The sequence below is a fragment of the Salininema proteolyticum genome, assembly GCF_042685645.1.
Classification (GTDB): Bacteria; Actinomycetota; Actinomycetes; order Mycobacteriales; family Micromonosporaceae; genus Salininema; species Salininema proteolyticum.
Genome location: NZ_JBHUNX010000001.1, coordinates 730,950 through 751,055, shown reverse-complemented (window position 1 = coordinate 751,055; position 20,106 = coordinate 730,950). Strand labels below are relative to the sequence as shown.

Here is a 20,106-nt window from a genome sequence, read left to right as displayed (position 1 = left end):
GAGCCCGGCCGCCCCGGGCGCCTCAGCCCTCGTCGAAGCAGCCCGCGAACGGGTCGGGGAGGGACGCGGTCTCCTCCCCCTCCCGGACCAGGCAGGCCTCCAGCGCCATCCGCACCGCCTCCGAGTCCATGTCCATGCCGATCACGGCGATCTGGTTCTCCCTCTCCCCGTACACCTCGTCCCAGTTGAGGCCCGCGTAGACCTGGCGTGCGGGAGCGGTCTCCTCCCAGTCCTCCGGAGCGCTCTTCTCCAGCCACATCGTCAGCGGCCCCATGGACACGCCGCCTCCGCAGCAGTGGAAGGCGATCGCCTTCTCCGGCTGCGTGGCCAGCCAGAGTTGTCCGCGAGCGCGGATGCTGTTGTCCGCCAGGACCGGGAGGGTCGCGTTCAGGCGCCCGGGGTGGAAGGGCCTGCGGGAGCGGAACACGAAGGAGACGACGCCGCAGTCGGACTCCGGCTCGTGGACGCCGAATCCGTATCCTTCCAGTCCGCGTCCGTAGATCGGCGGGTGGTCGGGGTTGAAGTTCCCGGCGTCGAGGAGGACTTCGGCGAGGACCCCGGGGTGGTTCTCGCGGACGGTCAGCCTTCGGCTCCAGGGGTTGATCCGGTGCAGCAGCACTGACAGACGCGCGTCCTCGTAGGACTCGGGGCGTCCGGGCGCCCAGGTGAGCACGGTGTCGGCGTGTTCGACCTGGCGGGCGACGACCTCGGAGACGGAGCGGGTGTCGTTGTCGGCGGCCTGCATGTCGCGGTGGGCGAGGTCGTCGTCGCTGTCGAGTTCGTCGAGCACGGTCTCCGGGTCGACGGCGGCTATGACGGAGTCGACGGCGAGCAGCTCGGTCACCGGGCGGTCCTCGACGGTGTGCCATTGGCAGGCGTCGGCGACGGTGTCGGGTTCCAGCGCGGGCGGGAGCTGGAGGACGACCGATCCGCCGGGGCGGCGTTCGGCGATGCGGGCCAGGGTGGGGACGACGTCTTCGCGCACGGCGCATGAGAGGCAGGCGTGTTCGAGGATCGTGGTGCGGGATTCGAGGAGTTTGTCGGCGGTGCGGACGGTGCGGCGGATCGATCCGGTGGTGAGGATCTGGCCGATGTCGTAGGAGACGGCTATGACGTCGCGGTCCGCTCGCAGGAGGGACGCCGTCAGGGAGGCGGTGGTGCGCGGGTGGAAGCCGGAGACGATCGTCAGGCGGGCGCGCAGGTCGGGCGTGGCGGGGCTGGATGGGTCGGGGCGTGTGAGCCGGGACATGGAACCTCCCTCATTGTTGAAAACGGTTTTCATTATATACTGGCTCGGTCACCGCAGAGCCGAAGGAGGCCGTAATGTCAGCCACTTGCGACGTGACCGGGGCCGGACCCCGGTACGGGAACAACGTGCCGTGGTCGCACCGGAAGACCCGCCGCCGTTGGAACGTCAACCTGCAGAGGAAGCGCTATTTCCTGCCCTCGGAGGGCCGCTACGTGACGCTGCGCGTCTCGGCGAAGGGGATCAAGACCATCGACCGGCGCGGCATCGAGTCCGTCGTGGCGCGTCTGAGGAAGCAGGGGAAGAAGATCTGATGGCCAAGAGGGGAACCGACGTCCGCCCGGTGATCCGGATGGTGTCCACCGCCGGGACCGGGTACACGTACGTCACCAAGAAGAACCGGCGCAACACGCCCGACCGCCTGGTCTTGCGCAAGTACGACCCCGTCGTGCGCCGGCACGTGGACTTCAAGGAGAGCCGCTGATGGCGAAGAAGAGCAAGATCGCGAAGCAGCGCCGGAGGGAAGTCCTCGTGGAGCGCCACCGCGAGGCCCGCGCCGAACTCAAGAGGATCGTCTCCTCCCCGCACGCGACGCCCGAGGAGAAGGCGATCGCCGTCGTCAAACTCATGCGCCTGCCGCGGGACTCCTCCCCCACGCGCCTGAGGAACCGCGACGCCGTGGACGGGCGTCCGCGCGGGAACCTGCGGAAGTTCGGGCTCTCCCGGATCCGGGTCCGCGAGATGGCCCATCGCGGGGAGCTACCGGGCGTCCGGAAGTCCTCCCGATAGCCCGACGCGATGAGGGGGCCTCCCGAGTCCGGGAGGCCCCCTCATCGTCAGAATCCCACGGGGTCGGTGCCCCGGTCGATCGCGACTGTGTCAGTCCAGGTCGAGGCGCACCAGCCGCTGGGTGGCGCGGGTGAGCACGACGTAGGCGACCCCGGCGCCGTGCAGCCTCTCGATGCCGTCGAGGTCCACCGCGACCACGGCGTCCCACTCCAGGCCCTTGGACTCCAGCGGCCCCACCAGGTTCAACCGCTCGTCGAAGGGCAGGGTCTCGGCTATCCCGGAGTGCCTGTCGGTGGCCGCGACGACCCCGACGGTCCCCTCCACCTCGCCCAGCAGGCGCTTGGCGAGCGCCGCCACGTGGATGGTCAGTTCGTCGCCCATGGTGCTCTCCGACTCGACCGGGATCCCGGTCTCCCGGACGGCCTCGGGCAGGTCGGCCTCCGGCAGGCGGGGCTCGGCCCAGGCGGCGGCGTACTCGAAGACCTCTTTGGAGTTGCGGTAGTTCTTGGACAGGTGGAAGCGGTGCGTCTTCCCCCGCGGCATCGCCCTGCCGCGTCCGTCCTCGGCCTGCCGGGGACGGGGCCACGAGGACTGGGCCTGGTCGCCGACGACCGTCCAGCCCGCCGAGCGGCCGCGGCGGCCCACCATGCGCCACTGCATCGGCGAGAGGTCCTGGGCCTCGTCGACGATCACGTGGGCGTAGTCCTCGTAGAAGGCGTCCCTGAGGGAGCGCTCCCCGCGGTCGTAGTAGCGGTCCTGCGCGGTCGAGAGCTCCTGGATGCCGCCCCAGGACTTGATGCGGCCCTTGCGTCCCCGGTCCCGGTCCTGGAAGCCGAGGAGGTGGCGCAGCTCGTCGAGGAGCGGGACGTCCTGGACGGACCAGTCGTCCCCGTGCAGGGACTCGGCGACCGTCTCGATCTCGTGGCGCTTCATGCGGCCCTCTCCGGCCGAGCGGAGCCGGTGCGGGTCGGCGGCCCAGCGCAGGACGTTTTCCGGCTCCAGGCGCGGCCACCAGGCGTCGAGGAAGGTGAGGAACTCGCCGCGCGACCCGACGTCGCGGGAGAACTTGGCCGGCTCCAGATCCGGGTGGACCGGTTTGACCTTCCGCCACAGGGCGATCAGGAGGGCCCGGCCCGCCTCGGTCTTGGCGTGGTTCGGGCGGCCCTCCTTCTCGAAGACCCGCGCGCGCACCATCGCCAGTTCGGGCGCGTCCAGCGTGAACACGTCTCCCTGGACGGTGATGCGCAGTTCGTCCGGGGTGTCGGGCGGGGTCTGGCGGACCAGGTGTTTGAGGACGGGGATCATGACCGGCGAGCCCTTGACCGCCGCGGCGTCCGGGGTGTCCTGGCGGGTGGCCTGGACTCCGGCGTAGAGGTCGCCCAGCGAGTAGAGCGAGGCGGTCTCCTCGCCGAGGCTGGGGAGGACGCGCCCGATGTAGCGCATGAAGAAGTCGCTGGGGCCGATGATGAGGATGCCGGCGCCCTCGTAGCGGGAGCGGTCCTGGTAGAGGAGGTAGGCGGCGCGGTGGAGGGCGACGACGGTCTTGCCGGTGCCCGGGCCGCCGGAGATGATGGTCGAGCCCCGTCCGGGCGCGCGGATTGCGGCGTCCTGCTCGGCCTGGATGGTGGCGACGATGTCCCTCATACGGCCGGTGCGCTTGCGGCCCAGGGCGGCCAGCAGCGCTCCGTCGCCGATCACGGGGAGGCGGTCGGCGGCGTCCTCGTTGAGGAGGTCGTCGCTGATCTCCTCGACCTTCTGGCCGAAGGAGCGGATCACGCGGCGGCGGGCCACGCCCTGGCTGTCATAGGCCGTCGCCTGGTAGAAGGGGGCCGCGGCGGGGGCGCGCCAGTCGATGAGGAGGGTGCGGTAGTCCTCGTCGCGCACGCCGAGGCGCCCGATATGGCGGATGCCGCCGTCGTCGAAGTCGAGGCGGCCGAAGACGAGGCCCTCATGCTGGCTGTCCAGATCGGAGATGCGGCGGGCGGCCTGGTAGACGAAGACGTCGCGTTCGTACTGGGCGCCGGGCACGGTGGCGCGCTTGTGGTCGTACCCGCTGCGGCGGTTGGCGTCGGCCTCGTCGCGCAGCACGGTTACACGCCGGTAGACCTTGTCGGCGAAGGCCTGCTCCACGGCGAGCTCTTCCTCGGGCGTGCGGGAGGGGTCGGGGGCGGGCACGGCATGACCGGTGTCCTGCCGGCTGTCCTGGTCGTTGCTCACGGCGCTCCTTCAAAAGACGGGACGATACAGCATAACCCATACCGGTACCGGTCAGTTCCGCTTCCGTCTCCGCCGTGACCTGGGAGGCCGATATCTCTGGACTCTTCTGTCCGCCTGTCGGCTACTTGACTTCGGACAGAGGCACACGCCTGTAGTCTGCAATCAGGCTCACACCGAGGCGGACCCCGTTCCCCGCCTCGTCTCCGGCGGGAGGAGACCTTCTTGGAATGGGTCGCTCGGCAAGTGTGGGGTACGTGCGAGTGACCGGCGGCGGCCGCCTGTTTTCACCTGGCCCAGGCGGCCGCCTTTTCGTGGGTGGGTGACCGCTCAGGCGCTCCACAGCACGCAACTTTGGGAAGCGACCGCTCAGCCGCTCCACAGCACGCAATCTCGCACCGTTCGGGGCGCCCGCCGTGCCAGAAGCACGGCGGGCGCCGCGAACGGCACGATCTCACGCACTGTGAAACGCCTGAGCTCCTTGCCATGTCGGAGGGTTTTCAAAGACCGGGTTTTCAAGGGCGGGAAAGTTTCAAGGGTGGGAGCTGTCGGGGAAAAGGGGATTCAAAGGGGCGAGGCTTTGGGCGCAGCGGGCGTCGGGCAGCATTGGGGGCGGGCCTCGAATCGGGTTCTCGGATCGTTTTTCGGGAAATTCACAGAGAATTCAAGATCGACCGTTCGGGGGTTCTCGGGACCTGTCGAGGATTGCTGCGATGACTGTCCGCCACCGGTGGAATCCCTCCGCGGCCTCGGAATCCACTCTTCGGTGGGCGGTTCGCGGACGAACGGCCCACCGTCCGGCCGGAACAGTGGCGCGGTTCATCGTATTTAAGTGCCTCACCGCACGATGTTGTGGTGATGTCGCTCCCACGTAAAATCGGGACCATGTCTCAAGCCGCCAAGGAGTCGACCCGGCAGCCGCGGAGTACCGGCATCCGCGACCGGGGCGTGACGATCGATCGGGACGCGGGCCTCTACACCCACGTCGTCGCACCGTTGCGCCGCTATATCCCGGTCACCTGGTTCGACTGGCAACCCCACATGACCCGCCCCAAAAGCTGGTGGCCGGACCTCTTCCTCGTCATGGGCCTGGTCCTCAGCACCGTACTCCTCATGGGCCCCGACTCGATCCTCGCCAAATGGGACATGGAGATCCGCGTCTGGTCCTTCGACCACAAGATCGAATGGCTGCGCGAGCTCTCCATCGAGGTGACCAGCCTCGGATCGGGCCGGTTCATAGCCCCCATCGTCCTCATCCCGGCCGTCTGGGCCGCCTTGAGGGCCCGGTCGATCCGGCCGCTGCTGATGTACGTGCTCTGCTACATTCCGCTGAGCCTCATCCTCGCCTCGAAGCACATCTTCGGCCGCCCCCTCTCGCAGTACGTCTTCCCGCTCCAGGAGCACTACCCCGACGGGGCCCCGCTGTTCGAGTACTCGGACGTCGGGGGAGGCGGCATCATCGAGGGCGCGACGGCCTATCCGTCGGGCCACGCCGCCAACGCCATCGTCTGGTACGCGCTGCTGGTCATGCTGATCGGAGGACTGCTCAAACGCTGGATGGTGTGGACGATCCTGGTGGCCCCGGCCGTGCTCGTCATCTCCACCCAGACCTACGCCGGAAGGCACTGGCTCTTCGACGCCCCGGCCGGCATCATGATGGGGCTCCTCATCATCCGCGCCGCGAGGAGAGTCCCCTGGCACACCGTCCCGTTGGGGCCGCTCGAGGTCTTCGAGCCGGCCACCCGCAAGACGATCCTCTACGCCACGCTGCTCATCTCGGGCCTGCTGCTGACCGCGGTCATGCCCCTGTACCCGGGCATCGCGTGGGCGTCGTCCATCATCATCCTGTCCTTCACCTGGCTGATCGTGGAGCACCGCAAGGCCCGCCGTAAGGCGAGGGAGGCCGCCCTCTCCGAGGATTGACGCCTGTACTGTTGCGCCGCTTGACGACACGGCGGTCCGGATCCACTCCGGGCCGCCGTTCTTTTATTCCCTTGGGGCGAAAGAAGTCTCCATACTCTCACCCTTATTGCATCTTTCTGGCAATAACCTATACTTCGCTGTGACCACATTTTCTCGATAAGGAGCGAATATGGGTGCTTACACGTTGCCCGACCTCGAATACGACTACGGCGCCTTGGAGAAGGCCATGACCGGGGAGATCCTGGAACTCCACCACGACAAGCACCACGCCGCCTACGTCAAGGGCGCCAACGACACGCTCGAACAGCTGGCCGAGATTCGCGAGAAGGGCGAGTTCGGCAAGCTCGTCGGCCTGGAGAAGACCTTCGCGTTCAACCTCTCCGGCCACGTCCTGCACTCGATCTTCTGGAAGAACCTCTCGCCCGACGGCGGCGACCGCCCGAACGGCGAGTTCGGCGACCGCATCGCCGAGGACTTCGGGAGCTTCGACAACTTCCAGAAGCAGCTGACCGCCGCCACCACCGGCGTGCAGGGGTCCGGCTGGGGCGTCCTCGCCTGGGAGCCGATCGCCCAGAAGCTGATCGTCGAGCAGATCTACGACCACCACGGCAACGTCGGCCAGGCCACCACGCCGCTGCTGGTCTTCGACGCCTGGGAGCACGCCTACTACCTGCAGTACCGCAATGTGCGCCCCGACTACGTCAACAAGCTGTGGGACATCGTCGACTGGAACGACGTCATCGCGCGCTACGAGGCCGCGAAGAACAGCGCCAAGCCCCTCATCTGAGGGCGGCGCCGCTCGATCAGGCTGGATCGGCGCGGAAGACCCTCCCGTTTCGCCGGCGGGAGCAGGGGCCGGGAAACCTCCGAATCCCGGCCCCGTCTTCATGCTCAGCGCACCAGGCGCACGAGCCGGGCGGCGGCGACCGCGGCTCCGGCAGTACCCGCCACGAGCAGCGTCACCGTGAGCGGGAAAGCGTGGTAGAACGTCGACGACCACGTAATGTCCCGGCCGTTGGACAGCAGTGAGACGATCGCCGGATATGCGACCGCGAGCGCCGTCGGCGTCAGGATCCGGACGAAGCGCAGAGCCGTCACCCATTTGGACTTCCCTCCGCGCTTGGCCGCCCACCTGCCGGACCGGACGACTCCGGTCGCGCCCAGTGCCAGGGAGGCGATCGCGGCGAGCCCGAGACCGATGTCCATCAGGAACGGGGACGACGCGTCGGGGGCGTCCTCGCCCTCCGTGATCTGGCGCAGCCCCTGCGCCGCCTCCCAGGACACGTCGGCCAGGCTCGCCCCGTTGGACATCACGGCCACTCCGTAGCCCGTCTCCGGGTCGATCCACTCGTAGGCGTTGAAGGTTCCCAGGTTGCCCGAGTGGCCGAGGGTTCCGTCGTCCTGGACGACCCAGCCCATGCCGTACTCCTCGACGTCGCTGGGAGCGTGCATGGTCTCGAGGGACTCCGGCCCGACCAGCCTCGTCCCTCCGCCGTTCTGGGTCGCGAGCCAGCGCCCCATGTCGTTCGCGCTGGTGATGACGCCGCCCGAGCCTCTATCGTCCGTGACATAAGGTTCGGTGCGAGCCTTCCACAGGCCGTACCACGAGTTGTGGCCGAGTTTCGGGTCGACGGCTTCGTCGTCGACTCCGCTGTTCTCCATGCCGAGCGGCTGGAAGACCTCGGCGGTCATGAAGTCGTGGAAGCGCTGTCCCGAGACGACCTCGACGAGCCGGGCCGCGATGTCGTAGTTGGCATCGCTGTAGTCCCATTCCGCTCCCGGGTCGGAGCCGAGTTCTCCGTGCTTCAGCCCGGCGGTGAACTCCTCCAGAGTGGCGGCGTCGGCGATGTCGGACATGCCGATGGTGATCTCGTTGAGCCCGGAGGTCTGGTCGAGGAGTTGGCGGACGGTGATGTCGTCGGCGCGGGGGTCGTCCATGGTGAACTCGGGGAGTTGGTCGGCGACGGGCCCGTCCAGGTCGATCTTCCCCTCCTCGACGAGGATCATGACGGCCATGGCGGTGAAGGACTTGGAGACGGACGCGATGCGCATGGGCGTGTCCGGGGTGACGGGGTCGCCGTCGGAGTCGCGGCCGTGGCCTCCGCTGTAGACGATCTCGTCGCCCTTGGTGACCACGGCGGAAAGTCCGGGGACGCCGCTGGATTCGTAGACGTTCTCGACGTACGAGGCGAATTCGTCCGTTTCGGGCGCCGCCTGAGCAGGGGCGGCGGTCGCCAGGAGGGCCGCGGTGGCGACCGCGGCCCCGGCGATACGGATGGGCGAGGTGTTCACGGGTGCTCCTTCTATTCGGTTTCCTTTGCACCCTAAGTGTTCTCAGCGCCCGGGCCATCGGTCTGAGGTCGGACGGCCAAGCCTCCTTTTAGTACTGTGGTTCTACTTCCCGCGCTCGTAGGCCGCCCGCCACTCCGCTTCGTAGGAGCGCCTCGCCTCTTCGGACACACGGCCGAGGATCGCCTCCGCCTCTTCCGGGTCGAGGCCGTCGAGCATCCAGGGCAGGTACACCGGGATGTCGGGGCCGATGAAGCCCCGGTAGACCCCGGCCACCTCCAGGAACTCGTCCTCGTCGAGGTGTCTGTCGGCGAGCGTCAGGAAGTGCTCCTCTTCGCGGTCGAGCGTCCGCGCGGCCTCGTCGGACAGGTCGCGGACGGCCTTCGCGAGGCCGTCGCCCGATTCCAGGGCCGCGTCGACGGCGGACGCTTTCGCGGAGACGCGTTCCCATCCGTCGTCGAAGTGCCCGAGCACGGCGCGCTCGGAGTCCGAGACCTTCTTGTCGAGCAGAGGGAACAGCGCGGCCCTCTTGCCGCCGGGAATCTTGTCGAGGAACAGCTTCAGCGTCTTCCAGCCGAGGCGCCCGGTTCGGCCGGCTTCGGCGAGCCTCGTCATCCGCGCCAGGTCTCGGCGGAGGGCCCGGTGGGCGGTGAGGAACATGGTCATGTCGTGGCGGTACCGGGGCGCGTCTGGGGCTTCCGTCTCCATGGCGCTCTCCATTCATTAGAGTAACTAACGTTCGTATTTCTAACGAATCATAGATCATTAGTGCCACTAACGCAAGAGTAGAATTCTTGACCATGGAGACCAGCGAAGAGACACCGGCGCGCCTGCGAGAACTCCCCAGCCGCCTGATCGGCATCGCCTCGATCCAGGCGGGCCGCATCGTGTCCGAGCATCTGGCCGACTCCCACCGGTACCACTACTCGCTCCTGGCCAGTCTGGAGGAGTTCGGCCCCCACAGCCAGTCCCTGCTGAGCGACCGCACCAAGATCTACCGCAGCGACCTCGTGGCGACCCTGAACGAACTGGCCGAGAAGAGGCTGGTCGACCGGACGCCCGACCCCGAGGACAAGCGGAAGAACATCGTGTCCATCACCGCCGCCGGCCGGCGGCACCTGGAGCGGATGGACGGCCGGATCGCCGCCGCCCAGGAGGAGATCCTGGCCCCGCTGGACGAGGCCGAGCGGGCGGAACTGGTGCGGCTGCTGTCGAAGCTGACCGGGCAATGAAAAAGGGCCCCCGAAGGGGCCCGTCGATCGAGTGGCGCGGTCAGGCGCCGTTGGACCGCCACAGGTCGGTAATGCCGATCTCCATCTCTCCGAGCATCTCCCGCAGCAGCGGCATCGAGAGGCCGATGACCGTGCCGGGATCGCCGACGATCTTCTTGATGAACGCCGAGCCGTAACCGTCGAGAGTGAACGAGCCGGCCACGTGCAGCGGCTCCCCCGTCGCGACGTAGGCCTGGATCTCCGCGTCGGTCACCTCGGCGAAGTGGACCTCGGTCGCGGAGTGGCGGACGGTCTTGCGCTCGGCCTCGCGGTCGATGAGGCAGTGCCCGGTGAAGAGCACGCCCCGGTTCCCGCGCATCCGCTTCCAGCGGGAGGCGGCCTCCTCCGGCCCCTCGGGCTTACCGAGGATCTCACCGTCGAAGTGGAGGACGGAGTCGCAGCCGAGCACGAGGGCGTCGTGCGGCGTCTTCGGGGCGACCGCGTCGGCCTTGAGCTCCGCGAGCGCCGCCGAGACCTCGGCCGGGTCGGGCCCGGCCACCTGGCTCTCGTCGACGCCGGAGACGACGACCTCCGGGCTGATCCCGGCGGCCTCCAGCAGCCCGCGCCGGGCGGGAGAGGCCGAGCCGAGTACGAACGGTCGGGTCATTGGCGTACATTCCCTCTCTTCTTAAGTGGAGCCGCCGCTCGGCGGCGATCGAGCCGGAAGGAGCTCAGGCCGCTGCCGGAGGCACCTTGCAGGCCTTGCGCGGTGCGTTGGATCGTGCCGGTCGCGAGGGCCTATAGGGCTTCCTCGGGATCGGTGCGAACCGTGCTCCCGGGTCGGCTGCGCCGACGCACGTGCTACGGAGGGCCTGAGCGGTCACCTACCCGCTCAGCGTTCCAATCCGCGCCGGGCCGGGATGGCCGCGTCGCGCCAGTTGCGGCGCTTGCGCAGGCGCAGTCCCGGGCTGTTCCACGCGGACGGGGCGCCCTTCTCGGGCTCGTCCTCACCGTTGGCCGCCATCGAGTAGAACAGCGCGGTGAGGGCGGCGACCTCCTCGGCGGTGGGGTTGCCCCGCTCGATGACAATGCCGTCGCTCATGTGTGCTCCTTAATCCTCGCACTCGTCGATGTCCAGGTCGAACTCCCGGTGGATGCGCTCCCAGAATCCGTCGCGCACCCAGATGCGGGCCTCGGGGTGGTCCCGTAGAGAGTATCCCAGCTCCTTCTCGGCCTCGACGAGGAGCTCCTTGTCGATGACGGTGGGCAGCTGGGGCCCGGGGAGCAGGTCGGCGATGTTGTCGACGCCCCGGGTGAGGAGCCATTTGTGGCCCACGAACTCCCCTATGCCGCGCACTTCCTCGGAGTCGATCTTCCCCTTGGCGTAGTTCTTGCTCGGCACGTACTGCTCGCGGGCGGACTCGGCGGCCTCGAGCGCGTCGGCCGCGGTCATGGTGACCGCGACGGACTCACGCTGCCCGAACACCGCCGCCGGGGAAGGGACCTTCGGAGTGGGCTCCGCCATCGGTGCGCCCGCTATCTTGTGGGCCGCGACAGCAGCGGGCGAATGGCCGGCGCGGGTGAAAAAAGGCTTCAACTCATCGGGGGTCAGCATGTCTTTAGTGTCGGATTCCCAGACCAGCCGCTCGGACTGGTTGGTGGCGTAGAGGGGCTCCACTCCCCAGAGGTGGATCCGGACGCCGTAGGCCTGGGCGATCTCCACGGCGGGGACCATGTCCTCGTCGCCGGCCAGCAGGACGGCCTCGTGGATCGCACGGTGGCGGGCCAGTTGCTCCAAGTCGGTGCGGATCATCGCGTCGACGCCCTTTTGCTGGCCGCGGGAGTTCAGGTTCCCCAGGCGGACCTTGACGTACTCCATCTGGGCGATCACCCGCTGGTCCACGGTCGGCACCCGGTCGCGCGCGGCGTCGAACCAGTACATGCGCAGCAGCTCGCAGTCCGGCATGATGTCGGCTGCGCGCTCGATGAGCATCGAGATCAGCTTCTCGGCGTCCACCCGGTAGTCGCGCCGGCTTCCCACGTCCAGCAGTATCTCCGCCGCTGCGGCGTACAGGTACCCCACGTCGACGAGGACCGCATAGCGTTTGCCCGCCCACGGCAGGCCGTCTCGCCTTGACATTCCACTCCCCCAATACACGTGCGTTCCAGCCAATACAGTGGGAACCGCGGGGGGCGCCCTCGGCGCCCCCCGGTGATTCGCACTGTTCCAACCGTACCGGAGGAAGCGGTCCGATACTATTCAGAGCGCTCTACAGCGGTATGTTTCCGTGCTTCTTAGCTGGGAGTTCTTCACGTTTCGAGGCGGTCATGCGGAGCGCCTTGATCAGTTCCACCCGCGTCTCGCGCGGCTGGATCACCGCGTCGATGTAGCCCAGCTCGGCGGCGACGTAGGGATTGTTGAGCTTCTCCTCGTACTCGTTCATCAGCTCGGCGCGCATGGCCTGCTCGTCGTCGGCCTTCGACAGGTCGCGCCGGTAGAGGATGTTGACCGCTCCCTGGCTGCCCATGACGGCAATCTCCGCGGTCGGCCAGGCGAAGTTGACGTCCGCGCCGACGCCCTTGGACCCCATGACGCAGTAGGCGCCGCCGTAGTCCTTGCGGACGATGACGGTCAGCTTCGGCACCGTGGCCTCGGCGTAGGCGTAGATGAGCTTGGCGCCGCGGCGGATGATGCCGTCGTGCTCCTGCGAGGTGCCCGGCAGGAAGCCGGGGACGTCGACGAACGAGAGCACGGGGATGTTGAAGGCGTCGCAGAAGCGGATGAACCGCGCGGCCTTCTCCGAGGCGTCGATGTCGAGGGTGCCGGCGAAGTGCATGGGCTGGTTGGCGACGATGCCGACCGGGCGCCCGTCGAGCCGGCCGAAGCCGACGATGATGTTGCGGGCGAACAGGTCCTGCGTCTCGAAGAACTCGCCGTCGTCGAGGATCCCCTCGATGATCTTCTTCATGTCGTAGGGCTGGTTGGCCGAGTCGGGGACGATCTTGTCCAGCGCGGCGTCCTCGCCGGTGATCTCGAGGTCCTCGGCACGGTCGAACAGCGGCGGCTCGTCCAGGTTGTTGGACGGCAGGTAGGACAGGAGCGTCTGGACGTACTCGATCGCGTCCTTCTCGTCGGCGGCGAGGTAGTGGGCGTTGCCGGCCACCGCGTTGTGGGTGCGGGCGCCGCCCAGCTCCTCCATGCCGACGTCCTCGCCGGTCACCGCGCGGACCACGTCAGGTCCGGTGATGAACATGTGGCTGGTCTGGTCGACCATGACGGTGAAGTCGGTGATCGCCGGGCTGTAGACCGCGCCTCCGGCGCAGGGGCCCATGATCAGCGAGATCTGCGGGATGACGCCCGAGGCCCGGACGTTGCGGAGGAAGATGTCGGAGTACCCGCCGAGGGAGGCGACGCCCTCCTGGATGCGGGCCCCGCCGGAGTCGGAGATCCCGATCAGCGGGCGGCCGGTCTTCATGGCGAGGTCCTGGATCTTGACGATCTTCTCCCCGCAGACCTGGCCGAGCGATCCACCGAAGATCGTGAAGTCCTGGCTGAAGATGCAGACTTCGCGGCCCTCGACCGTCCCGTACCCGGTGACGACTCCGTCGCCGTAGGGGCGGTTGGCCTCCATGCCGAAGTCCGTCGAGCGGTGGCGCCGCAGGGAGTCGACCTCCGTGAACGAACCCTCGTCCAACAGGGCCTCGATCCGCTCGCGCGCGGTCTGCTTGCCGCGCTCGTGCTGCTTCTCAATGGCTCGGGGATTGCCGGAGGCCGCCTCGTTGCGGCGCTCGCTGAGGTCGGCGAGCCTTCCGGCAGTCGTGTGGATGTCGATGTCAGTCACGATCGGATAGTATCCGGTTCGCTCGCGGCTAGAGTGGGTGCATGGTCGTACAGCCACGAGAGCCACTCTCGGAAACCGCACTGCGGACCGCAATCCGCTCGAAAACGGGCTTCTGGCAACGTATCGGTGTCGTTAATGTCACAAACTCGACCCAGGACGACCTGCTGCGAGAGGCCGCGTCGGGCGCCCCCGCCCCGCGGGTCCTCCTCACCGAGCTCCAGCTGGCCGGCAGGGGCCGGCGCGGGCGGACCTGGACGGCCCCGGCCCGCAGCTCCCTGATGATGTCCCTCCTGGTCCGACCGAAGGCCGCCCCCGAACACTGGAGCCTGCTGACGCCGTTGACGGCCCTCGCGCTCGCCGAGACCCTCGAGGGCGTCGGGCTCTCCCCCGCCGTCAAGTGGCCCAACGACGTCCTGCTCGACGGCCGGAAGACCGCCGGCATCCTCGCCGCCGCCGACGGTGGCGCCGCCGTCATCGGCATGGGCGTGAACGTCTCCACGACGCGGGAGGAGCTTCCTCTTCCCGAGGCCACGTCCCTGGCTGTCGCCGGGGCCGACCCGCTCGACCGCAACGCCCTGGCATCCGAGTTCCTCACGCGTTTCGCGTCGCTCTACACCGCCTGGGAATCCGATCCGGCCTCGGTTCTCGGGCCGGTGCGGCAGCGCTCGGCCACGCTCGGGCGCGAGGTCCGCGTCGAGCTCCCGGGCGGAGAAGCGCTGGTGGGCACCGCCGTCGACCTCACCGGCGACGGTGGCCTCGTCGTCGCGTCCGAAGGGGAGCGCCGGACGGTCACCGCCGCCGAGACCGTCCACTTGCGTCCCGCCTGACCGGGCGGTGCGAATGTTGTAGTCTGCAAAGTGCAGGGCCTCAAGCCAAGGCCCGCCACCCCCGTGTTGTTCCAAGCCGTACTGGAGGTTGCCGTGGGCTTTCCCGATAACGTCCTGACCCGCAATGAAGAGGTCAGGCTGCACACCCGCCCGCACTGGAAGGACGCCGTCGGCCCCGTGCTGTGGTTCGTCGTCTTCCTTCTGGTCGCGTCCATTCTCGTCTACCTCGTGCCCTCCGACTGGGGCTCCGCCGCGCTCTACACGCGCATCGGCATCGTCGCCGTCTTCCTGGGCCTGATCGTCTGGCTCTCGGTCCTGCCGTGGATCCGCTGGCAGTCGACCCACTACGTCCTCACCACGCACCGCGTCATCTGGCAGGAGGGCGTCGCCAACCGCCAGAGCATGCACGTCAACCTCAACCGGGTCAGCTCGGTGACCTACAACCAGTCGATCGGCGAGCGCCTCCTCGGCTTCGGCGACCTGAAGATCAACACCGCCGACGACGACGATGTGGAGTGGCGCAACGTGCCCCGCGTCGACAAGGCCAAGTCGGCCCTCTACCAGCTGATCGAGGACAACCAAGGCCGTCCCGCACAGCAGCCCACGGACGGCACCTGAGCCGCAGGCGGAGGGGGCCGCGCCGCCCAGCCGGCCCTCGCTGTGAAAAATCACTCGCTTGGAACCGATCCTTCCCCCACAATCGGTTCCATGCAGACCTTTGAAATCATCCCCCTCGATAAAACGAACATCGATCACGTTCGCGGGGTAGCCGAGCTGTCCAACACGGTGCGCGACCACCACCTGGAGGCCTGGCCCACCACGACCACCGCCCTCGAACTCGCCAACCGCTTCATCAAGAGCGGATACTCGCGCTCCCACGAGTGGCTCGCCGTGGTGGAGGGCGACATCGTCGGCCACGTCTCCGGCGACCTTCCGACCGAGGACAATACCCACCTGGCCGAGTGCGAGGTCATCGTCCACCCCGAGCACCGCCGCCGCGGCATCGGCTCGGCCCTGCTGGAGAAACTCGAGAAGGAAGCCGCCGCCGAGGGCCGCGACACCTTCCTCGGCTGGACCATCACCTCGTTCCCCGAAGGCCCCCGGTTCGACGAGTCGGGCGCCGCCTTCTGCGAGGCGCGCGGCTACGCCACGTCCAACGTCGAGGTGCAGCGCCGCTGCGACCTCGCGGCCGTGGACGAGAAGGCTCTCGACGGCCTGCTCGCCGAGGCGTGGAAGCACGCCGGGGATTACGAGCTGGTCGAGTTCGGCAACGAGATCCCCGACGACGTCGTCGAAGGACTCGCGGTCCTGGAGTCCAACATGTACACCGATGTTCCGCTGGGCGACACCGATATTCGCGAGGCGGACATCACGCCCGAGCGGATGCGGGCCGTCGCCCGCACCCGTACCGAGCGGAACTCCACCATGCTCAACGCCATCGTCAGGCACAAGCCGTCCGGCGAGGTGGCCGGCTGGACTCAGATCGCGGTGCGCCCCGGCGACCCCCAGATCGCCTACCAGGAGAACACCATCGTCCACAAGACCCACCGCGGGCACCGCCTGGGCACGATCCTCAAGATCGCCAACCAGCGCCGCCTGCGCCAGGTGCGTCCCACGCTCCAATACGTGGACACGTGGAACGCGGAGTCCAACGGACACATGATCGCGATCAACGAGGCCGTCGGCTACCGCAAGCTGGCCCGCGAGCTCGAAGTGCAGAAGAAGATCTCCTAGCGGCCGAGGATCGCCCCGGTCCGCCGCTCCCTCGGACCCGAATCGGAGCGGCGGACCCGGTCGGCGCCCGGGCCGACGCACACCCGATCGCCATCGACCGGCGCGCGGTCCCACTCCCGCGCGCTCTACCTCCAGAAGAAACCCACTTAGGAGCTCCATGCAGGACTTCACCATCGTTCCGCTCGACGTCGCGCGGGCCGACCACATCACGGGCATCGCCGACCTCCACAACGCGGTCAGCGCGCACCGGCTGCGCGCCTGGCCGGAGACCAGCCCCATCGAACAGCTGGCCGACCGCTTCTTCGCCGGGGAGTTCGCGAAGCACCTGGAGTGGGTAGCCCTCTCCGGCGACCGGATCGTCGGCCACGTACACGGCTGGCTCCCGGTCCAGGACAACACCCACCTGGCCGAGGTCTTCCTCCTCGTCCACCCCGACCATCGCCGCCGTGGCATCGGAACGGCCCTGCTGGAGAAGTTCGAGAAAGAGGCCGCCGCCGAGGGCCGCGAGACGGCGATGGGGTGGACGCCCACGTCGCTTCCCGACGGCGAGCGGTTCGACGAGTCCGGCGCCCGCTTCTGCGAGGCCCGCGGCTTCGAGGTGTCCAATGTCCAGATCCAGCGGCGCGTCGACCTGGCCTCCGTGGACGAGGAGGCCCTCGACGGCGTGTGGGCCGAGGCTTGGGAGCGGGCCGGCGACTACGAGCTGATCGAGTACGACGGGCTCCCGCCCGAGGACGCCCTCGACGGGTTGGCCCTGCTCAGCACCCGCATGTTCACCGACATGCCCCTCGGGGACACCGACCTGCGGCCCGCCGAGTTCACCGGCGAGCGCATCCGCCGGGAGGCCTTGGCCGAGAAGAGGAAGGGCACCGTGGCCGTGGGCGCGGCCGTCCGGCACAAGCCCACCGGCGAGATCGCCGGGCGGACCAAGATCGCCGTGCAGCCGGGGGCTCCCGACGTCGTGGTCCAGGGCATGACCATCGTCCTGTCGGACCACCGCGGACACCGTCTGGGCGCGATCCTCAAGATCGCCAACCAGCGCCGCCTCAAGCGGAACTTCCCCGGGGTGAAGCAGGTCATGACGTGGAACGCGGAGTCCAACGAGCACATGATCGCGATCAACGAGGCCGTCGGCTACCGTCCCCTGGTGCGCGACCTCGAGGTGCAGAAGAAGCTCGGTTAGCGGGCGGGACGGTTCGACCGCGGGCACGCCGAGCGTGCTCGCGGCCTTCCGCTGGCCGCTACTTGCTGACGTTGGCGAGGAAGACCGTTCCGGTCCCCCCGACGGAGATCGGCCCGGCGTCGGCGGCGGAAAAGGCCGCCCGCCCGGCCCGCAGGGCTACGTCGCCGTGCTTGTCGTAGACGCGGATGGCGCCGTCGACGGCCAGGACGATGCGCGGACCCTCCACGTTCAGGGTGACCTCGTCGCCCTTCACGTTCACGCGGCGCAGCTCGAAGTCGTCGACCGGGACCGGCCACTGGCGGATGCGCCCGCTCTCCCCGTCGACCGCGTCGCACAGCGGGTGCTCCATGACGCGGAAGTCCAGGACGCGCAGGAGTTCCGGCACGTCCACCTTCTTGGAGGTCAGGCCGCCGCGCAGGACGTTGTCGGAGGCCGCCATGATCTCGACCCCGAATCCGCGCAGGTAGGCGTGCATGTTCCCGGCGGGCATGTAGACCGCCTGACCGGGCTGCAGGACGAGGTGGTTGAGCAGGAGGCTCACCAGGACGCCCGGGTCGTCGGGGTAGCTCTCGGCGAGTTCGACGAGCATCTCGAACTCCGGTTCGGGCCGTCCTTCGGCGGCCTTCGCGGCCTGCTCGATCAGGGTGCCGCAGTCTTCGCGGTTGCCCAGGACCATGGTCACGGCGCGGCGGATGGAGCCCTCGCCCGAGCGCAGCGTCTGCACCAGGTCGGAGAGGCCCTCCACGTGGAGCGACTCGACGTCGCGGGCGGCCTCCCGCGGGTCGCGGAAGCCGCACAGCGCCCGGAACTCGGAGAGCGCGACCAGCAGCTCGGGCTTGTGGTTGAAGTCGACGTAGTTGCGGGAGTTGAAGTCCACTCCCATGCGGCGTTCGCGGACATAGCCGGAGTGGGCCTGCCGGGCGTTGGGGTGCGCTTGAAGGGAGAGGGGACGCGCGGCGGCCAGGAGCTTCATCATGAAGGGGACGCGGGCGCCGTAGCGGTTGAGGACCGCGTCGCCGAGCATTCCCTTGGGATCGACTTGGACGGCGGTGTCGAGGGAGCGGCCGTCGGCGAGGAAGGAGGGAGCGGTGGGGTGCGCCCCGTACCACTCTTCGGCTTCGGGAAGCTCGGTCGGACAGACGCGGCCCTGCATGCGGGCGATGTCGACCCGCGACCCCCAGGCGTAGTTCCTTATCACGCCTTCCAGCTCCTGCACACCGGCTCCCTTCTCCGTGTATCTCTCTAGACTAGCGGTTGGCTTCCTCCCCCAGGCCCAAGGCCACGGGGATTCCAACCGGTCGTTCCGGTCGGTGCGCTGCCCTGACGGTCGCGCTGGTTCCGGCTTCCCCGGCCGGCTGTTGCCGAGGTCTCCACGAGCCGGGGCCGCAGGGCCCGCGGTGGAGGACGTCCTCCCGCCGCGAGGGCGTCCGCGTGCGCCGTTCCGGGCCGTACGGCGACCGCCGGGGTACTCCCGCAGGCGGAAGCCTGCTCTGCGGTGAGTCACAGACGATGTCTCCACCGGCCGCCTCGCCACAACTCTACCTTCGGGTACGGTCGCCGGCCTTGGCAGACGTCTCCGACTGTGTCGCCAGCTGTCCCACCGTTCGGGCCGGTGCTCCCGGGCCGGACCCGGCGCCGGTTCCGGCGGAGCCCGCACCGGTGGACGGGCGTCACCGGGTCAGGACCCGGCGACGAGGTCCTTCATCTCGGCGACCGCCGGCACCTTGCGCGGGTCGAAGCCGTGCGCGAGCGCCAGGTACACCGAGGCGAAGTCCGTCACGGCGATGAGGGAGGCCAGCCGCTCCAGGGCGCATCCGCCCTCGGCGTTGACGATGTCGAGGTGCAGGTTGCGCTGCTCGGCCAGCTCGATGATGGCCTCGGCGCGGCGTTTGTCCGGTTCGGGGGTGGTGTCGTCGCCCTCCAGCCCGTCGTCGCGCATGAGGATGATCCGCAGGCGGGTCTCGGCCGCTTCGTCGGCGAAGATGTCGCGGTCGACGAGGGAGCCGTAGGGTCCGTCGAGGAGGCCGACCTGGCCGCGCCCGACCTCGGTGAGCTCCCCGGCGACGGCGGGGTAGCGGGCGTTGGTGGCGAGCATGTCGCCGAAGCGCAGGGCCGCCACGCCGGCCAGGGGGCTGGAGCCCCACACGACCGGTACGGTGCCGGCCAGGTTCATGGCCATCTCCTTGGCCGGGTTGACGAAGGAGTCGGCGGTCGGGCGGCAGCGCTCGGCGTCCTCGTCGAGGCGGCGGGCCGTCTCGGCGATGTCGGCCTCGGTGACGGGGACCAGCCCGAGCGCGCGCCCGGCCATGAGCACGGGGACGGCCAACGCCCACAGGCTCATCAGGGCCGGGGCGCGGCGCGGGACGGGGATGAAGGGAGCGCGGGCGCGCTCGGCGACGCCCTGCAGCTGTGAGTCGGGGGCGCCGATGGCCACCAGGCGAGCGCCCCGGCGCGCGGCGGCCTCGGCCGCGGCGAGGGCCTCGGGCGAGCGTCCGGAGCCGGAGACGGCGAGGACGACGTCGCCCGCTCCGACCCAGCCGGGCACGCCCTCGGAGCGGTGGGCGAAGATCGGGACGGGGCAGCGCGGGCCGGCCACCGTCTGGAGGATGTCGCCGGTGCGGGCGGCGGTGCCGACTCCGGCGACGACGACCGCTCGGGGGCGGCCGTCCTCGGCCAGTTCAGAGAGGCCGGCCTCCGCGGTGAGCGCGGAGATCTCCCGGAGGCTGGGGCCGGCGTTGGCCAGCGCCCACAGCGGCCCGCCGGGCTCGCCCTGCTCTTCAACGTTCTCGAGGCGGTGCTCGTCGGCGTGCGCGTCGCCGGTGATGTTCTCTGCCATGGTGCCTCCCAG

20 protein-coding genes are annotated in these 20,106 nt (G+C 68.9%); 10 read left to right on the top strand and 10 right to left on the bottom strand.

The annotated features are described in order from the left end of the window. Positions 1-22: 22 nt before the first annotated feature. Positions 23-1,249, bottom strand: coding sequence for a CobW family GTP-binding protein (locus tag ACFTE1_RS03540; protein WP_380617453.1), 1,227 nt, complete (start codon positions 1,247-1,249; stop codon positions 23-25). Between the two features lie 74 nt (positions 1,250-1,323). Between ACFTE1_RS03540 and rpmB the strand changes: the two genes are divergently transcribed. Genes rpmB through rpsN form a run of 3 tightly spaced genes read left to right on the top strand, consistent with a single transcriptional unit; the run spans position 1,324 to position 2,035 of the window. Next, a complete protein-coding gene (rpmB, locus tag ACFTE1_RS03535; RefSeq protein ID WP_380617454.1) occupies positions 1,324-1,560 on the top strand; it encodes a 50S ribosomal protein L28 in 237 nt (78 codons plus the stop codon). Next, positions 1,560-1,730 (top strand): 50S ribosomal protein L33, encoded by a 171-nt coding sequence (gene rpmG, locus ACFTE1_RS03530; protein ID WP_380617455.1) that lies wholly within the window; start codon positions 1,560-1,562, stop codon positions 1,728-1,730. Before rpmB ends, rpmG begins: the two co-directional genes overlap by 1 nt. Continuing rightward, positions 1,730-2,035 (top strand): 30S ribosomal protein S14, encoded by a 306-nt coding sequence (gene rpsN / locus ACFTE1_RS03525; RefSeq protein ID WP_380617456.1) that lies wholly within the window; start codon positions 1,730-1,732, stop codon positions 2,033-2,035. The genes rpmG and rpsN overlap by 1 nt, the downstream gene beginning before the upstream one ends. Positions 2,036-2,125: 90 nt before the next feature. Here the strand turns inward: rpsN and ACFTE1_RS03520 are convergent, their stop codons facing one another. Next, entirely contained in the window at positions 2,126-4,252 is a 2,127-nt protein-coding gene (locus ACFTE1_RS03520; protein ID WP_380617457.1) for a HelD family protein, read from the bottom strand. Between the two features lie 882 nt (positions 4,253-5,134). Between ACFTE1_RS03520 and ACFTE1_RS03515 the strand changes: the two genes are divergently transcribed. Together ACFTE1_RS03515 and ACFTE1_RS03510 are read left to right on the top strand one after the other, a co-directional pair. Next, positions 5,135-6,172, top strand: coding sequence for a phosphatase PAP2 family protein (locus ACFTE1_RS03515; RefSeq protein WP_380617458.1), 1,038 nt, complete (start codon positions 5,135-5,137; stop codon positions 6,170-6,172). A 169-nt stretch (positions 6,173-6,341) separates the two neighbouring features. Then, on the top strand, positions 6,342-6,959 hold the full coding sequence (locus ACFTE1_RS03510; protein WP_380617459.1) for a superoxide dismutase: 618 nt from the start codon (positions 6,342-6,344) through the stop codon (positions 6,957-6,959). A 104-nt stretch (positions 6,960-7,063) separates the two neighbouring features. Here ACFTE1_RS03510 and ACFTE1_RS03505 read toward each other — a convergent pair whose 3' ends face one another. Together ACFTE1_RS03505 and ACFTE1_RS03500 are read right to left on the bottom strand one after the other, a co-directional pair. Next, positions 7,064-8,464: a serine hydrolase domain-containing protein gene (locus tag ACFTE1_RS03505; protein WP_380617460.1), complete on the bottom strand. Its 1,401-nt coding sequence runs from the start codon at positions 8,462-8,464 to the stop codon at positions 7,064-7,066. Between the two features lie 102 nt (positions 8,465-8,566). Continuing rightward, a complete protein-coding gene (locus ACFTE1_RS03500) occupies positions 8,567-9,169 on the bottom strand; it encodes a hypothetical protein (RefSeq protein WP_380617461.1) in 603 nt (200 codons plus the stop codon). 92 nt (positions 9,170-9,261) lie between these two features. On the opposite strand from ACFTE1_RS03500, the gene ACFTE1_RS03495 reads away from it, so the two are divergent. After that, positions 9,262-9,693: a MarR family winged helix-turn-helix transcriptional regulator gene (locus tag ACFTE1_RS03495; protein ID WP_380617462.1), complete on the top strand. Its 432-nt coding sequence runs from the start codon at positions 9,262-9,264 to the stop codon at positions 9,691-9,693. Between the two features lie 40 nt (positions 9,694-9,733). Here ACFTE1_RS03495 and ACFTE1_RS03490 read toward each other — a convergent pair whose 3' ends face one another. The 4 genes from ACFTE1_RS03490 to ACFTE1_RS03475 all read right to left on the bottom strand — a co-directional run bounded on the left by ACFTE1_RS03490 (position 9,734) and on the right by ACFTE1_RS03475 (position 13,514). Next, positions 9,734-10,339, bottom strand: coding sequence for a Maf family protein (locus ACFTE1_RS03490; RefSeq protein WP_380617463.1), 606 nt, complete (start codon positions 10,337-10,339; stop codon positions 9,734-9,736). A gap of 225 nt (positions 10,340-10,564) precedes the next feature. Then, complete coding sequence (locus tag ACFTE1_RS03485; protein ID WP_380617464.1) at positions 10,565-10,774, bottom strand: acyl-CoA carboxylase subunit epsilon; 210 nt, start codon at positions 10,772-10,774, stop codon at positions 10,565-10,567. Between the two features lie 9 nt (positions 10,775-10,783). Further along, positions 10,784-11,812 carry an NYN domain-containing protein gene (locus tag ACFTE1_RS03480; RefSeq protein WP_380617465.1) on the bottom strand — a complete coding sequence of 343 codons (1,029 nt, stop codon included), beginning with the start codon at positions 11,810-11,812 and terminating at the stop codon, positions 10,784-10,786. A 130-nt stretch (positions 11,813-11,942) separates the two neighbouring features. After that, on the bottom strand, positions 11,943-13,514 hold the full coding sequence (locus ACFTE1_RS03475; RefSeq protein WP_380617466.1) for an acyl-CoA carboxylase subunit beta: 1,572 nt from the start codon (positions 13,512-13,514) through the stop codon (positions 11,943-11,945). A 41-nt stretch (positions 13,515-13,555) separates the two neighbouring features. On the opposite strand from ACFTE1_RS03475, the gene ACFTE1_RS03470 reads away from it, so the two are divergent. The 4 genes from ACFTE1_RS03470 to ACFTE1_RS03455 all read left to right on the top strand — a co-directional run bounded on the left by ACFTE1_RS03470 (position 13,556) and on the right by ACFTE1_RS03455 (position 17,258). Next, positions 13,556-14,341 carry a biotin--[acetyl-CoA-carboxylase] ligase gene (locus ACFTE1_RS03470; protein WP_380617467.1) on the top strand — a complete coding sequence of 262 codons (786 nt, stop codon included), beginning with the start codon at positions 13,556-13,558 and terminating at the stop codon, positions 14,339-14,341. Between the two features lie 93 nt (positions 14,342-14,434). Further along, positions 14,435-14,959 carry a PH domain-containing protein gene (locus tag ACFTE1_RS03465; RefSeq protein ID WP_380617468.1) on the top strand — a complete coding sequence of 175 codons (525 nt, stop codon included), beginning with the start codon at positions 14,435-14,437 and terminating at the stop codon, positions 14,957-14,959. A 90-nt stretch (positions 14,960-15,049) separates the two neighbouring features. Next, a complete protein-coding gene (locus ACFTE1_RS03460; protein ID WP_380617469.1) occupies positions 15,050-16,075 on the top strand; it encodes a GNAT family N-acetyltransferase in 1,026 nt (341 codons plus the stop codon). A 157-nt stretch (positions 16,076-16,232) separates the two neighbouring features. Beyond that, positions 16,233-17,258, top strand: coding sequence for a GNAT family N-acetyltransferase (locus ACFTE1_RS03455; protein WP_380617470.1), 1,026 nt, complete (start codon positions 16,233-16,235; stop codon positions 17,256-17,258). 58 nt (positions 17,259-17,316) lie between these two features. Here the strand turns inward: ACFTE1_RS03455 and manA are convergent, their stop codons facing one another. Together manA and ACFTE1_RS03445 are read right to left on the bottom strand one after the other, a co-directional pair. After that, a complete protein-coding gene (gene manA, locus ACFTE1_RS03450) occupies positions 17,317-18,474 on the bottom strand; it encodes a mannose-6-phosphate isomerase, class I (RefSeq protein WP_380617471.1) in 1,158 nt (385 codons plus the stop codon). Between the two features lie 462 nt (positions 18,475-18,936). Then, on the bottom strand, positions 18,937-20,094 hold the full coding sequence (locus ACFTE1_RS03445) for an SIS domain-containing protein (protein WP_380617472.1): 1,158 nt from the start codon (positions 20,092-20,094) through the stop codon (positions 18,937-18,939). Positions 20,095-20,106 lie beyond the last annotated feature (12 nt).

Bases quoted from the DNA above. Each gene is read 5' to 3' on its own strand.
- ACFTE1_RS03540 (WP_380617453.1), bottom strand. From the start codon at position 1,249: ATGTCCCGGCTCACACGCCCCGACCCATCCAGCCCCGCCACGCCCGAC.
- rpmB (WP_380617454.1), top strand. From the start codon at position 1,324: ATGTCAGCCACTTGCGACGTGACCGGGGCCGGACCCCGGTACGGGAAC.
- rpmG (WP_380617455.1), top strand. From the start codon at position 1,560: ATGGCCAAGAGGGGAACCGACGTCCGCCCGGTGATCCGGATGGTGTCC.
- rpsN (WP_380617456.1), top strand. From the start codon at position 1,730: ATGGCGAAGAAGAGCAAGATCGCGAAGCAGCGCCGGAGGGAAGTCCTC.
- ACFTE1_RS03515 (WP_380617458.1), top strand. From the start codon at position 5,135: ATGTCTCAAGCCGCCAAGGAGTCGACCCGGCAGCCGCGGAGTACCGGC.
- ACFTE1_RS03510 (WP_380617459.1), top strand. From the start codon at position 6,342: ATGGGTGCTTACACGTTGCCCGACCTCGAATACGACTACGGCGCCTTG.
- ACFTE1_RS03500 (WP_380617461.1), bottom strand. From the start codon at position 9,169: ATGGAGACGGAAGCCCCAGACGCGCCCCGGTACCGCCACGACATGACC.
- ACFTE1_RS03495 (WP_380617462.1), top strand. From the start codon at position 9,262: ATGGAGACCAGCGAAGAGACACCGGCGCGCCTGCGAGAACTCCCCAGC.
- ACFTE1_RS03490 (WP_380617463.1), bottom strand. From the start codon at position 10,339: ATGACCCGACCGTTCGTACTCGGCTCGGCCTCTCCCGCCCGGCGCGGG.
- ACFTE1_RS03485 (WP_380617464.1), bottom strand. From the start codon at position 10,774: ATGAGCGACGGCATTGTCATCGAGCGGGGCAACCCCACCGCCGAGGAG.
- ACFTE1_RS03480 (WP_380617465.1), bottom strand. From the start codon at position 11,812: ATGTCAAGGCGAGACGGCCTGCCGTGGGCGGGCAAACGCTATGCGGTC.
- ACFTE1_RS03470 (WP_380617467.1), top strand. From the start codon at position 13,556: ATGGTCGTACAGCCACGAGAGCCACTCTCGGAAACCGCACTGCGGACC.
- ACFTE1_RS03460 (WP_380617469.1), top strand. From the start codon at position 15,050: ATGCAGACCTTTGAAATCATCCCCCTCGATAAAACGAACATCGATCAC.
- ACFTE1_RS03455 (WP_380617470.1), top strand. From the start codon at position 16,233: ATGCAGGACTTCACCATCGTTCCGCTCGACGTCGCGCGGGCCGACCAC.
- ACFTE1_RS03445 (WP_380617472.1), bottom strand. From the start codon at position 20,094: ATGGCAGAGAACATCACCGGCGACGCGCACGCCGACGAGCACCGCCTC.